The organism is uncultured Polaribacter sp. (genome assembly GCF_947500975.1).
GTDB lineage: Bacteria > Bacteroidota > Bacteroidia > Flavobacteriales > Flavobacteriaceae > Polaribacter.
The window spans coordinates 151257-166800 of record NZ_CANMUE010000005.1; the positions used below are offsets into that span (position 1 = coordinate 151257).

Here is a 15544-nt window from a genome sequence, read left to right on the forward strand (position 1 = left end):
GTTAGTTTTTAGGTTGTAAAATTCTTTTAATTTTTGCTAAACAATCTCTATAATGATATTTGGTAATAAGGTTTGTCCTTCTGTCTTTAGCAATTGTTAATAAAGAATTTAAGCTTTGTAATTCTGCTCTTGCAATTGACTGTATGTCAGAATTTTGTGAGTTTTTGTCATTCATTAATTTTTCTAGTCTATCTATATAAGATTTTTGAAGGTTACGTCTAAAAACATCTACATTTTTAATATAACTTACTTCGTTGAAAATACCTTTTCTTAAATCTCTTACCATCTCTGCAACAGAATAATAATTATCTTGAATTAATTCGAGATCAATCATTCTTTTTAACCTAGTGGTATTTAAAATTGTGTACAAATGTCTGTTTTGTAATCGTAAAATTCTATCCGTATAACCAGCTTCATCAGTATTTGCTAAAATATTTTTATCAACTAGCCATTCTTGAGTTTTAAAAGCGTTTTCTTGTAACCACTTTAAAGCTTCTTTTTGTTTTTCTTTTGTAACAGCGGTGTATACATTTCCGTTTTGGCTTGGTTTCTTATTGTATTCATAAATACCACCAATATTACCAGTAACATGCCCTACATATCTGCTCCAAACTCCTAAAAGTTCGCCATATAATTCTGATAGATCTTCATAATTATTTGTTTGATTTGAAGTCCAACTTGGTAAATTTTTAGCAACTATTTTTAAATTACTGATTCCGTAGGTAGAAGCTTTAACTTGATCGTTTCCAATACCTTCTGTTTGTGAAGAAGGGTCATAGCGTTTATTTCCAAATCTGTAAATAGGATTTTCAGCTTTCTCAGAAATCCATTTATCTAACGTTGCTAATTCATCTTCAGGTTTTTTAGTATTCGGAATTTGTCTATATCCCCAATTGATAGAGTAGTGGTCATAAGGGCCTAATTGGCGAATAAACCGTATGTTTTTATCACCGGGTTGTGCAACATAATTATAACGAGCATAATCCATTATGGTTGCTGCAATTCCGTATTTTTGAGTAAAATTTCCGGAGCGTAATGAATCTACAGGATATGCATAACTAGCTGCCATATTATGAGGTAAACCTAATGCATGACCCACTTCATGTGAAATTACCATGCGCATCATTTCTCCAATTTCTTCAGCAGGAGTATCTAAAGTTCTAGCAGAAGGGTTTGCAGCTCCAGTTTCTAATAAATATCTGTTTCTATAAGAACGTAAATGGTTGTGGTACCAAATAACATCACTCTCAATAATTTCTCCAGTTCTTGGGTCAGAAACACTTGGTCCCATTGCATTTCTGGTTGTGCTTGCTACATATCTTATAGATGAATAGCGAATATCTTCCATACTAAATTCAGGATCTTCATCTTTTGTTGGAGGATATTTTGCCATAATTGCATTTTTAAAACCAGCGGTTTCAAAAACTTTTTGCCAATCATCTACTCCTTGTTTTATGTATTTTCTTAATTTTTTTGGAGTTGCAGGATCTAAATAATAAATAATTGGTTTTTTTGGTTCAACCAATTCACCACGATTATAAGCAGCCAAATCTTTGGGTTCTAGTCGCCAACGCCTTATGTATCTTTTGTCGTCAGCTTTTAAAGCTTCAGAATTATAATCTATATTTCCGATAGAAAAATAACCAACTCTTTTGTCATAAAGCCTTGGTATCATTTTGTCTTCTGGCAATAAAATCATAGATTGATTTACTCGAATTGTAATTGTATTTGTTCTTGAATTACTAGGCGGTGTATCAGCATCAAACGTAAAATCTTGAACAACTTCAATATTTTTAGGGTAACTTTTTATATTGTTGATGAAGCTTCTTGATGCGTCTAATCTCTTTACTTTGTATCTTTTTCTAAATCTAGATGGTAAAGCCGTAATTGCTTTCACATCTGAAGAGAAAAATTTTGTGACATCAACCAAAATAGCCGTAGAATCTAGGTTTTCAGTTTTTACATCAAAAGCGTAAATAATTGGTTCTAAATTGTTTGCTTTTACAGATTTGTAAATAGGCAAAGAGTCATTTGCAACTGCATTGTAGGATTTTACTTTTAATAAAACCTTGTTTTTAAAATGTTCCCAAACGATTACTTGTGTGTTTATTTTTGAGCCAGCATTTACATAACCACCACCTAATCCGGCAGGTATTTCTTTAATTCTGGTTACTAATAACATTTCTTTTCCTAAAAATGATTTAGGAATTTCATACATATACTTATCCTTGGTTTCGTGCACTTTAAAAAGCCCATCGTCTGTTTTTGTTTTTTTCGTTACAAAATCTGAATATTTTGAAGTCTTATTTTTCTCAGGAATTGATGTTGTTGTTTTGGAGTCTTTATTTTTTGATTTTTTTCTTTGTGCAATTATCTCAGAAGGTAATGCAATGGCTAAAATTAATGATAATAGTAGTAGTTTCTTCATATATTTATTCATTGGTAATTATAACGTGAAAATACCAAAAAAATATCGTTATTTATTTTAAGTACTATGTTAAAATGAAAAAAACTCAAACTTTTTAGTTTGAGTTTTTGTAAAAATATTTATACTATTTTTTTTAATACAAACTCTTAAATTTATTTGGATTTGCCTCATGCATAATTTCGTATATTTTTTCAAAAATATCTTCTGCAGAAGGTTTTGAAAAGTAATCACCATCCGTACCATAAGCAGGTCTGTGTGCTTTTGAGGTTAATGTAGCTGGTTTGCTGTCTAAGTATTGATAACCATTTTGATTTTCTAAAACTTCTTGTAGAATATAGGCAGAAGCTCCACCAGGAACATCTTCATCAACAATTAGTAATTTGTTTGTTTTGGCTAAACTTTTTACACAATCATGATTGATGTCGAAAGGTAATAAACTTTGTGCATCAATAATTTCTACATCAATATTAACTTGGCTTAAGTCTTTAGCTGCTTCTTCTACTAAGCGTAAAGTAGATCCGTAAGAAATAATAGTAATATCTGTTCCTTCTTTTACAGTTTCGACTACACCAATTTGAGTTTTAAATTCACCTAAATTTGTAGGTAATTCTTCTTTTAAACGATAGCCGTTTAAACATTCAATAACTAAGGCAGGATCATCACCTTCTAACAAAGTGTTGTAAAAACCAGCTGCTTTTGTCATGTTTCTTGGTACTAAAACGTGTATGCCTCTTAGGTTGTTTATTATTCCACCCATTGGTGAGCCAGCATGCCAAATCCCTTCTAAACGATGACCTCTTGTTCTAATAATTAATGGTGCTTTTTGTTTGCTAAAAGTTCTATAGCGTAAGGTTGCCAAATCGTCACTCATTATCTGTAAAGCATATAATAAGTAATCTAAATATTGTATTTCTGCAATCGGTCTTAAGCCTCGCATTGCTAAACCAATTCCTTGACCAATTATGGTTGCTTCTCTAATTCCGGTATCAGAAATTCTAATATCTCCAAACTTTTCCTGAAGTCCTTCTAAACCTTGATTAACATCACCAATAAAACCTGCGTCTTCACCAAAAATAACAACATCATTATGTTTCTTTAGTAGTGCGTCAAAATTATCTCTCATGATAATTCTTGCATCTACAAAATTTCTTTCTTGAGGATAAACTGGTTTTTTCTCCAGCTGATTTAATGCACTTAAATCAGTTTCACTAATTAAATGTGTAGAGTATTTTTGATAAGCATTTTTTAGTGATGATTTTATAAAGTTTTGTAATGCTATTTTTTCGACAAAATTTTCATCTTTTATATAGCGTAAACATTTTCTAGCTGTTGATAAAACATCTTTTCTTGTAGGCTCAATAATACTTAATAAGTCGTTTCTATATTTATTGATAAATGTTCCGTTTTTACTTTTGCTAGCAATTTTTTCAAGAATTTCTGCTGTCTTAGAAAGTTCGGATTTAATTTCGTCTAAGTAAGCATTCCAGGCATTTCTTTTGGCGCTAGCAACTTCTTTTTTTGCACTTTTGTCTAGTAAAATTAATTCTTCTTCAGAATCTACAAAGCGTAAAACTTCTCCAGTTTCAGTTTCTAGTTCAAAATCTAAAATCCATTTACGCATTTTGGTAATGCAATCGTGGTTTTTTTCCCAAAGTAACCTTGCTTTGTCTTTATATCTTTCATGAGATCCAGAAGTAGAATGGCCTTGAGGTTGAGTTAATTCTTTTACATGAATTAAAACAGGTACATGTTCTTCTCTTGCAATTTTTTCTGCTTTTTGATATACGTTAATAAGTTGTGTATAATCCCAACCATTTACAACAAAAATTTCATACCCATTTGTATCATTATCTCTCTGGAATCCTTTTAAAATTTCAGAAATACTTTCTTTAGTTGTTTGATGTTTTGCGTGTACAGAAATACCATATTCATCATCCCAAACACTCATTACCATTGGCACTTGTAGTACGCCAGCAGCATTTATGGTTTCAAAAAATAACCCTTCACTCGTGCTTGCGTTACCAATTGTACCCCAAGCAACCTCATTACCATCAATAGAAAAATTAGTTTTATTTTGTACGCTTTTTTCGTTTCTATAAATTTTTGAAGCTTGTGCTAAACCTAATAAACGAGGCATTTGACCAGCGGTAGGTGATATATCTGAGCTAGAATTGTATTGTTGGGTTAAGTTTTTCCAGCTGCCATCTTCATACAAACTATGAGTTGCAAAATGACCTCCCATTTGCCTACCAGCAGACATTGGGTCTGCTATAATATCTGTATGCGCATATAAGCCAGCAAAAAATTGTTGAGCAGTAAGTTCTCCAATTGCCATCATAAAAGTTTGATCTCTATAATATCCAGATCTAAAATCTCCTTTTTTAAAGGCTTTTGCCATGGCTAATTGAGGCACTTCTTTTCCATCACCGAAAATTCCAAATTTAGCCTTACCCGTTAAAACTTCTCTTCTACCCAATAAACTACATTCTCTACTAATTTTAGCAATTTTGTAGTCTTTTAGAACTTCTGCTTTAAAATCATTGAATGAAATTTCTTTGGTTTTAGAGGGGATTGTTTTTTGCAACATACAATTATTTGTAATTTTGGTTATGCAAAGATAGTTTTTTTAGTTGATATATTAAAAATATCTAAAATGATTAAGAATATGTTAATATTTACAGGTTTATTTACTTGTTTGTTGTGAATTAAACAAAATAGGGGTGTTTTTTATAAAAATCCTCTTCTAAAAAAATTGTAAATACTGGATATTTGTCCTGTTAATGTAAATCTAATTTTTTCTGGATAAGCATTTTGAGAGATTTCCCAACCATTGTTTGAGTATAAAGGAAAGTAAAATTCGAAAATATTATGAACAAAATTCAATCTGATGCCGTTATTAAAGGCAAAGTAAATTGGCTTATTTTTATTTTTTAAAAAGGCAACATCGTTATAAAATTCTATCCATCTCCAAAGACCAATACTCGAATTAAAAGCTGCCATATATTGATTGGCAAATCTTGTAGGTAAAACAGATTTAAAACCACCTTCAGTAATTATAAATTGTTGGCTAAAAAAACCTGTTTGCTCTGAGCGTCCATAATAGTTATGCTGAAATAAATAATCATTTGTTCTGTCTAAACCAAAGTTGAAATAGTTTCCGGTAGAATTATTTTTTAAAAAAGCACCTGCAAAAAACCTAAAATCTAATTGAGTATCAGAATCTGTTAACGATCTAAAACGAATGTCTGCAGCAATTTTAGAAAAATTTTTGGCAAACTCTACATTAAAATTATATCTAAATTCTTTTATTATATCTGGGTTAATATAATTATAGTTCAAACTTAGAACATTATAATTATCTTGTTCGGTTTTTATTTCTGATGATGCAACGTCTTTTTCAATATGCACAATTTTTGCTGTAAATGATTCTGAAGTGGCATCTCTTAGTGATTTCCTTTTAAATCTAATATCTATAAACGGAATTAATGAATTGTAGGATAAATTTTGTTTGTAATCTCTTGTAGATCCTGCAATTCCATATCTAATCTTGTAAATGTTAGTTTTTTCAAAATATTGATTATACATAACCGAAAATGAGCCTGCTATTGTATTACTCTTAAAACCGTACGAAGGTGAGATTGAGATTTCTAAATTTCTTTTTATAAATGGTTTGTTATGTATTTTTGCACCTAAAAGTAAACCGTTGTAAAAGTTATATCCAAAAGTTGGTTGATAAAAAAGTTGATTGTAATATGGCTCTTGAATGTCTTTTATAAAACTCAATTTTAAAGGTTTATTAAAGAGTTTATTTTCTAAACTTTTCCAGTTATCTAAAGTGTTTAATTCGGGGTAAATATTTTCGTAATTTAAAGAAACCTTATTAATATTTTTACTAGATAGTGTAATTGTTTTGGTGTCATTAACATCGTTAATCCATTTTTTAAAAATAATTTCTTTATTATTTAAACCATATAATAAAACAGGGGTTGTAATGTTTCTTTTATTTCTGATGGTAACATCTATGCTATCTTTTTTTGGTGCTACTTTGTCAATTGTATAATCTATTTTTTTATTAGTTTTAATAAAATCATTAAAAAACCAATCAATATTTTTATCTGTTTTATTGGTTAATATTTTTTGAAACTCTTTACTGCTAATTAATTTTGTATGATTTTTTTGATATAATTCTTTAATACTTTCGTTTAAAATTTTTCCACCTAAATAGCCTTTTAGATATTTGAAAGCTAAACCTGATTTGTATTTATTAGTTATTTTCCTATTAAAATTTGATAAAGAATCTGCAGATGTTGTTAATGCTTGGTCTAAAAATTTTCTTGATACAAATTGGTATATTAATGGATATTTATCATTAAAATCTAATTTTGAAATATTAAATTTTTTAATAAACCACAAGTTTGATACATTTCCTAATAGTTTAACTTCTGGGTAAAATTCATCAATATATTCTAACATTAAATAATTTTGTAAACCATTTAAAAACCAATAATCTTTTCTTTTGTTTAACAGTAAAGTGTTTTCTATATATTTTTTAGTTAAAGCCTTAAATATGGTTATGTCCCACTTAAAAGTATCAGAAAAAGGACGCATAAAATTTGGTAATTGATTTAGGCCATAAATAGGGTTTTTTTGTTGAGTAGTTTTATCAATAAAAATTTCTTGATGTGGATATCTTCCTAGATATTTTTCAATAAAGTTTATTTCTCTTTTTAAAATATTAGAGCTTATTTCATGGCTTATTTCTTCATTAAATATGTCTGTTTTGATATTAATATTCTGTGCCTTGAATGTTTTGAATTGTTTTTTATTATTGATTGATAAAATAATATCAGTTTTTCCTTTTCCTGTTAAAGTATATTCTGCAAAACCTGCTTGGTGTTTTATAGTTTGCTGTAAGTTGCTTTCTAAAACTAGGTTTTTTGGAATCTTAATTTCGGCATTAAAGTTAGTTTGACATTCGTATAAATCATCAATGTTAAGGTTGCTCATTAATTGCCAGCTATCTGTATATATAGCTGGAGTTAAATACCAAAAACGTAAATGATAACCTTCTTTGGTTTTTCCATAATTGGTAAATTCTGCGCTTGGAATTTTTACAATATAAGTAACAGATATTTTTGCGCTATCTTTTGGTTTTAAAGTATTTTTTAATGATATTTTTAAAATATCTGACTGATTCTTAAGTTCACTAAAACTTGTGTTTTCAAAGTTTACTGTTAGGTTTTTTATAGTAGAATTACCTAGTTTTTTTTCTTTTGCAAAGTATAGTTTTTTGTTAAAATCTTTTATAAAACGTTTGGATAGCGGTGTTTTTCTGTCTTTAAAACTGTTTGCCCAATTGTGTAAATAAATGTTTTTTAAAATTGAATCTGTATTGTTTAAAAAAATAATTTCTTGCTGAATAAGCAATTCATCTTTTTCCGTATCTAAAGTGGCTTTTAGTGATATTGAGTTTTTTTGAGCATAAGAAAACATGCAAATAAAAAAACAAAAAAGAAATACTTTACATTTAGCTTTCAAATTAATTTATTGTCTTTTTATAGGTTGATATTTTAAAAAATTAAACAGCTTTGTTTGTGAAAATAATTTTAAAAATTAGGTTTCAATTTATACTTAGCATAAAACTTGTTTAAGTGCTCTATAGCTTCATCAGCAGTATCAACAACTCTAAATAAATTTAAATCTTTTTCACTAATGTTTCCTTCTTCTAAAAGAGTGTTTTTAATCCAATCTAATAAACCTCCCCAAAATTTTGTTCCCACTAAAACAATAGGAAAACGACCAATTTTATGTGTTTGAATTAGTGTAATAGCTTCAAAAAGTTCATCCATAGTTCCAAATCCACCTGGCATGACAACAAAACCTTGAGAGTATTTTACAAACATAACTTTACGAACAAAAAAGTAATCGAAATCTAAACTTTTACCTTGATCTATCCAAGGGTTGTCATGTTGCTCAAAAGGTAATTCGATATTTAAACCAACAGAAACACCTTTTCCTCTATTAGCACCTTTGTTACCAGCTTCCATAATACCTGGTCCACCACCAGTAATTACACCAAAACCATTTTGTGTTAATTTGTATGCAACTTCTTCTGCTAATTTATAATAAGGATGATCTGGTTTTGTACGTGCAGATCCAAAAATAGAAACACATGGCCCTATTTTACTTAATCTTTCATATCCTTCAACAAATTCTGCCATAATTTTAAATATGGCCCAAGAATCGTTAGTTTTTATTTCGTTCCAAGTTTTTGCTTGTAATTTTTCTTTTATTTTTCTATCATCATTTGTCATAATCTGTATTTTTTATTTTGTAAACTTACTAAAAAAGTAAGCTAACTAAGATAATTCTTTTTTCAAAAACTTTGCGGTATAACTCGTTTTGTGTTTGGCAATTTCTTCCGGTGTACCGGTACATAAAATTTTTCCACCATTTTTTCCGCCTTCCATACCAACATCAATAATATAATCGGCTAATTTTATCACATCTAAATTATGTTCAATAATTAGTACAGTATTTCCTTTGTTGGCTAGTTTGTTTAAAACATCCATTAATACTCTAATATCTTCAAAATGAAGTCCTGTTGTAGGTTCGTCTAAAATATAAAAAGTATTTCCTGTATCTCTTTTAGATAATTCTGATGCTAATTTTATTCTCTGTGCTTCACCACCAGACAGCGTTGTAGATTGTTGTCCAAGAGTAATGTATCCTAAGCCAACATCTTTTATTGTTTTTAATTTTCTATGGATTTTAGGAATCATTTCAAAGAAATCTGTAGCGTCTTCAATAGTCATATTTAAGACATCAGAAATTGATTTTCCTTTGTAGCGAATTTCTAAAGTTTCTCTATTAAAACGTTTTCCTTGACAAGTTTCGCACTCAACTTGCACATCTGGTAAAAAGTTCATTTCAATAATTCTAAGGCCACCACCTTGGCAAGTTTCACAACGTCCGCCTTTTACATTAAAAGAAAATCTACCAGGTTTATAACCACGTATGGCAGCTTCAGGTGTTTTGGCAAATAAGCTTCTTATTTCATCAAAAGTTTTGGTATATGTTGCTGGGTTTGATCGTGGAGTTCTTCCAATTGGAGATTGATCAATATCAATTACTTTATCAATATGTTCTAAACCTTCAATTTTCTTGTAAGGCATTGGTTTTTTTACACCTCTATAAATATGTGCGTTTAAAATTGGATATAAAGTTTCGTTGATTAAAGTAGATTTTCCACTTCCAGAAACCCCAGTAACACAAATCATTTTTCCTAAAGGGAACTCAACAGAAACGTTTTTTAAATTATTTCCAGAAGCGCCTTTTAGTTTGATGAAATTTCCATTTCCTTCTCTTCGTTTTTTAGGAACTTCAATCTTTTTTCTTCCTGTTAAATAATCAGCAGTTAAAGTTTTATGAGTTTTTAAATCTTCAAAAGTGCCTTTACTTACTACTTGACCTCCATGTTTTCCTGCTCCAGGCCCAATATCTAAAACAAAATCGGCATTTTTTATCATATCCTCATCATGTTCTACAACTAAAACAGAATTTCCAACATCCCTTAGTTTAAGTAAAGAGTCTATTAGTTTTTCATTATCTCGCTGATGTAAACCAATGCTAGGTTCATCTAAAATATATAAAACCCCTACTAATTGAGATCCAATTTGAGTTGCTAAACGAATTCTTTGTGCTTCTCCTCCAGAAAGTGATTTTGAGGTTCTGTCTAAAGTTAAATAATCTAAACCAACATCTAATAAAAATTGAATTCTGGTTCTAATTTCTTTTAGGATTTCAGCAGCAATAATTAACTGTTTTTTTGATAATTGTTTTTCAATATTCTCAAACCAGTTCGCTAATTCAACGGCATCCATTTTTACTAAATCGCTAATATTTTTATCAGCAATTTTAAAATGTAAAGCTTCTTTTTTAAGTCGATTTCCTTGGCAAGTTGAACAAGAAACTTCATCCATAAAATTTTTAGCCCATCTTTTTATAGAGGTGCTTTCTGCACTTTTATATTGATTTTCGATAAAAGAAATAATACCTTCAAAATCAATTTTGTAATTTCTGGTAACGCCAACAGTTTTAGACGCTATTTCAAAAGACTCATTTCCTCCATTTAAAATAATTTCTAAAGCTTCTTTTGGAATATCTTTGATTGCATCAGTTAATTTAAATTTGTAACGTTCTGCTATGTTTTGAATTTGTTTAAAAATCCAACTATTTTTTTGTTCTCCTAAAGGAATAATTCCACCATTTTTTATAGAAACGGAATTGTCTGTAATTACTTTGTCTAAGTTAATTTCATTGGTAATACCTAACCCATTACAATTATTACAAGCACCTTTTGGAGAGTTAAATGAAAATGTATTTGGCTCAGGATTTGGGTAAGCAATCCCAGTTGTTGGGCACATTAACTCACGGCTAAAATATCTAGGATTATTATCATCAATATCAATAATCATCATAATATTATTACCAGAATATAAAGCTGTTTTTATGGTTTCTTCAAGTCGTTTTTCAGATGATTTATTTATTAATAATCTATCAATAACAACTTCAATATCATGCGTTTTATATCTATCTAAACGCATGCCTTTTTCTATTTCTCTAATTTCTCCATCAACTCTAACTTTTACAAAGCCTTGTTTTGAAATTTGTTCAAAAAGCTCACGATAATGTCCTTTTCTAGATTTGATTAATGGTGCAAGAATAGCTACTTTTTTATTTGCAAAATCAGTAAGAATTAGCTCTTTAATTTGTTGATCGGAATAGCTAACCATTTGCTCATTAGTGTTGTAAGAATAAGCATCTGCTGCTCTTGAAAACAATAATCGTAGAAAATCGTAAATTTCTGTAATTGTACCTACGGTAGAACGTGGACTTTTATTAGTTGTTTTTTGTTCGATAGAAATTACGGGAGAAAGTCCATCAATTTTATCAACATCAGGTCTTTCTAATCCACCTAAAAATTGACGAGCGTAAGCAGAAAATGTTTCAATATAACGTCTTTGTCCTTCGGCATAAATGGTGTCAAAGGCTAAAGAAGACTTTCCACTACCACTTAAACCTGTAATTACTACTAGTTTTTCACGTGGAATTTTTACATCGATATTTTTAAGATTGTGTGCTCTTGCTCCGTAAACTTCTATGTATTCTTGGTCTTTCAAAAAAGGTGTTTTTAGGAAAAAAGCAAAGTTAACGATTCAAAATCATTTTTGATTGAAAATTTGATAACAAATCCGTCAATTATGCTATCTTGCATTTAAAAGAAAATCTAATGAAAATTATTAACTCTGTTAGGCATTTTTTTGAAAGACATGGTTTTGCGGTATCATCAAGATTTGCAGATAAATTAGGAATGCGTGCCACAAATGTACGTTTGTTTTTTATTTATATTTCTTTTGTAACTGCAGGTTTGTCTTTTGCTTTATATTTAACATTAGCTTTTTTGTTACGTTTAAAAGATATGATTTATACCAAAAGAAGTTCAGTTTTTGATTTGTAATGTATGAATATTTTAAGCTCAAAAATTAACAAAATATTGTTTCTTGTAATTTCAATTATTGCAATTGGAACGTTGGGATACATGTTTTTGTCTGGTTATAATTTTGTAGATGCTTTATATATGACCATAATTACAGTTACAACTGTAGGTTTTGGAGAACTTCAGCCTTTTTCGTCAGAAGAAAAGATATTTACAATTTTTTTAATTTTAACGAGTATAACCATTTTTGGTTATGCGGTTTCAGCATTTTCGGAATATTTGGTTAGCGGAAAATTATTTGATCATTTTAAACATAGAAAAGTGGAAAAACAAATAGGAAGATTAGAAGAACATACTATTGTATGTGGTTATGGTAGAAATGGTAAGCAAGCAATTTTGAAATTACAAAACTATGATAAAGATTTTGTGGTTATTGAAAAAAGTAAAAATTTAATAGAAAGTTTAGATGAACAAGAGGTTTTAAATGTAGAAGGTGATGCAACAACAGATGAAATTTTACTAAAAGCTGGAATTTTAAAAGCAAAAAGTTTAATTACAGCTTTGCCATCAGATGCAGATAATTTATTTGTGGTTTTAAGTGCCCGACAACTAAATAAAAATTGTACAATAATAAGTAGAGCATCTAAAGAAAGTTCTTATAATAAATTAAAAATTGCTGGCGCAGATAATGTGATTATGCCAGATAAATTAGGGGGCAATCACATGGCATCTTTAGTGGTTACACCAGATGTAATTGAGTTTGTAGATAGATTAACTATTGAGGGTGAAACAACTGCCAACTTAGAGGAAATTGATGTAAATGAGTTGCCTAAAAAATACATGAATAAAACTATTTTAGATTTAGATTTGCGTAAAAAAACAGGTTGTACCGTTATTGGTTTTAGAAATCCAGATAAAGATTATATTATAAATCCAGAAGCATCAACAAAATTGGTAGAAGACGCCCATTTAATTGTTTTAGGGAGGCCAGAGCAGATTAATAAATTAAGAGAATTATTTTAATGAAAAAAGTTATTATTACAGGTAGTAATGGTCTACTTGGTCAATCTTTGGTTAATTTATTGTTGCAAGAAAAAGAAAAATATCAGGTTTTTGGTTTTTCTAGAGGAAAAAATAGAAGTGGTAGAGGTGATTATAAATATGTTTCTATTGATATTACAGATGAGAGAAACTTAAAATCATCAATAAAAGATATTAATCCAGATTTTATTATTAATACAGCAGCAATGACACAAGTTGATGATTGTGAAGATAATAGGGGAGCTTGTGATTTGTTAAATATTGATGTTGTAAAATGGTTGTCTGAAACTTCTAAAGAATTAGACGCTCATTTAATCCATATTTCTACAGATTTTATTTTTGATGGAATAAAAGGAAACTACAAAGAAACAGATGCAGCAAACCCTTTAAGTTATTATGGCGAATCAAAATTAAAATCTGAAAAAGTCTTAGTGAATTCTGATATTAATTATACTATTTTAAGAACCATTTTGGTCTACGGTAAAGTGTTTGATATGAGTAGGAATAACATTGTACTTTGGGTAAAAGAAATGTTAGAAAAAGGAAAAGAAATTACTATTGTTGATGATCAATACAGAGCACCAACGTATGTTGAAGATTTAGCTTTGGCGTGCAAAATTTCTATGGATAAAAATGCAACTGGGATTTTTAATATATCATCAAATCAATTGTTAAGTATTTTTGAAATAGCTCAGCAAATCGCAGAAACTTTTTGTCTAGATAAAAGCTTAATTAAACCAATTTCTACATCAACATTGAATCAAACTGCGCCAAGACCAGCAAAAACGGGTTTTGATTTATCAAAAACGAATCATGTATTGAATTTTTATCCAAAATCATTTAAAGAAAATTTGCAAAGATTTAAAGAAGTTATAATGAAAAATCACTTTTAACGCTTAAAAGTTGTCAAAACTTCATTTTTTTATCATATTGCGCACTACTAATTCAAAAACTAACAATAATATATTATGAAGAAAAAACTTCTTACATTGCTTTTACTAGCAATATCATCGCTAACATTTGCTCAAGAAAAAGGGATAGACCAAAAAATTGATGAGGCATTTAAACCTTTTTCAGATGCTGTTTCAGATATAGTATTTTTTCCAGTTTTAGGAGTGCCAATAGTATTGGTTCTATTAGTGGGAAGTGCATTATTTTTTACTATTTATTTTGGTTTTGTTAATATTAGAAGATTTCCTACTGCAATTAATGTTGTTAGAGGGAAATATGATGAATTAGATGAAGGGCATTCTGAAGTGAATTCAGATTTGGCTATTGATGGAGATATTGTAGATACAATTAGAGATGAAAGTAAAGAAGGAGAGGTAACTCACTTTCAAGCTTTGGCTACTGCGGTTTCAGGTACAGTTGGTAATGGTAACATTGCGGGTGTAGCTTTGGCAATTGCTTTAGGTGGTCCAGGAGCAACTTTTTGGATGATTATTTGTGGGTTATTAGGTATGTCTTCAAAATTTGTAGAATGTACATTAGGTGTTCAATATAGAGATGTTGGAGAGGATGGTACTATTTATGGAGGGCCAATGTATTATATTAGTAAAGGTTTAAAAGAAAGAGGATTTAAAACTTTAGGAAAAATTGCGGCAATATTTTTTGCGATTTTTTGTATTGGTGGTTCTTTTGGTGGTGGTAATGCTGCACAATCTAACCAAGCTACAATAGTATTAAAAGATTTAATGAACTTAGAAAATTCTGGTGCAGGATTTTGGATTGGAGTGGTACTAGCTATCTTAGTAGGTATTATTATCATCGGAGGTATTAAAAGAATTGCACAAGTAACTGAAAAAGTTGTGCCATTAATGGCTGTAATGTATTTAGTAGCTTGTTTATATATTATTTTAAGTAACTTTTCATTAATAGATGATGCAATTTCTTTAATATTAGCAGAAGCTTTTAATCCAACAGCAATTGGTGTTGGTAGTGTTATTGGAGTGTTGTTAGTAGGATTTAAAAGAGCAGCTTTTTCAAATGAGGCAGGAGCAGGTTCTGCATCAATTGCACATTCAGCTGTAAAAACAAAATATTCTGCTTCTGAAGGTTTAGTAGCTTTATTAGAACCTTTTATTGATACTGTTGTGATTTGTACAATGACAGCTTTAGTGATTATTATTTTTAATTTTGGTGGAGCTTTTCAATATGGAGGTGAAGGTTCTGTGTTAATTGATGGTGTTTCTTATGAAGGAGCAGGAATTACATCAATGGCATTTGCTCAGTATATTCCTTATTCAGATGTTTTCTTAACAATAGCCGTTGTGTTATTTGCAGTTTCAACAATGATTTCTTGGTCTTATTATGGGTTGCAATCTTGGAAATTCTTATTTGGTAGAGGTAAAGCTGCAGATTTAACATATAAGTTTTTATTTTTAACATTTGTAATTATTGGAGCTTCTGCAAGTATGAATTCTATTTGGGCTTTCTCAGATGCAATGATTTTTGCTATGGTGTTTCCAAACATGATTGGTTTATTCTTTTTATTCCCAGTTGTTAAAAAACAATTAAAGAGGTATATGGATGCCATTAAAGAATTAAAAGCTTCAAAAGAAGCAAAAGCATAAAGC

General features: G+C 29.5%; 9 protein-coding genes. 4 read left to right on the forward strand and 5 right to left on the reverse strand.

All coding sequences use genetic code 11. The annotated features are described in order from the left end of the window. Position 1 precedes the first annotated feature (1 nt). The 5 genes from Q0733_RS07520 to uvrA all read right to left on the reverse strand — a co-directional run bounded on the left by Q0733_RS07520 (position 2) and on the right by uvrA (position 11610). Positions 2-2428: a zinc-dependent metalloprotease gene (locus Q0733_RS07520; RefSeq protein ID WP_298780850.1), complete on the reverse strand. Its 2427-nt coding sequence runs from the start codon at positions 2426-2428 to the stop codon at positions 2-4. A 133-nt stretch (positions 2429-2561) separates the two neighbouring features. Then, positions 2562-5015 carry a thiamine pyrophosphate-dependent enzyme gene (locus Q0733_RS07525; protein ID WP_298780852.1) on the reverse strand — a complete coding sequence of 818 codons (2454 nt, stop codon included), beginning with the start codon at positions 5013-5015 and terminating at the stop codon, positions 2562-2564. A 140-nt stretch (positions 5016-5155) separates the two neighbouring features. Then, the gene (locus Q0733_RS07530; protein ID WP_298780854.1) at positions 5156-7921 is read right to left on the reverse strand and encodes an aminopeptidase; all 2766 of its coding nucleotides are present in this window, start codon (positions 7919-7921) and stop codon (positions 5156-5158) included. A 113-nt stretch (positions 7922-8034) separates the two neighbouring features. Further along, on the reverse strand, positions 8035-8742 hold the full coding sequence (locus Q0733_RS07535; RefSeq protein ID WP_298780855.1) for a TIGR00730 family Rossman fold protein: 708 nt from the start codon (positions 8740-8742) through the stop codon (positions 8035-8037). 45 nt (positions 8743-8787) lie between these two features. Then, positions 8788-11610 (reverse strand): excinuclease ABC subunit UvrA, encoded by a 2823-nt coding sequence (gene uvrA / locus Q0733_RS07540; protein ID WP_298780857.1) that lies wholly within the window; start codon positions 11608-11610, stop codon positions 8788-8790. Between the two features lie 110 nt (positions 11611-11720). On the opposite strand from uvrA, the gene Q0733_RS07545 reads away from it, so the two are divergent. From Q0733_RS07545 to Q0733_RS07560, 4 genes are all read left to right on the forward strand, one after another. After that, on the forward strand, positions 11721-11948 hold the full coding sequence (locus tag Q0733_RS07545) for a PspC domain-containing protein (RefSeq protein ID WP_298780859.1): 228 nt from the start codon (positions 11721-11723) through the stop codon (positions 11946-11948). A 3-nt stretch (positions 11949-11951) separates the two neighbouring features. After that, positions 11952-12950, forward strand: a complete 999-nt coding sequence (locus Q0733_RS07550) for a TrkA family potassium uptake protein (RefSeq protein ID WP_298780861.1) — start codon at positions 11952-11954, stop codon at positions 12948-12950. Continuing rightward, positions 12950-13861, forward strand: coding sequence for an SDR family oxidoreductase (locus Q0733_RS07555; protein ID WP_298780863.1), 912 nt, complete (start codon positions 12950-12952; stop codon positions 13859-13861). Before Q0733_RS07550 ends, Q0733_RS07555 begins: the two co-directional genes overlap by 1 nt. 75 nt (positions 13862-13936) lie before the next feature. Further along, the gene (locus Q0733_RS07560; protein ID WP_298780865.1) at positions 13937-15541 is read left to right on the forward strand and encodes a sodium:alanine symporter family protein; all 1605 of its coding nucleotides are present in this window, start codon (positions 13937-13939) and stop codon (positions 15539-15541) included. Positions 15542-15544: the final 3 nt, after the last annotated feature.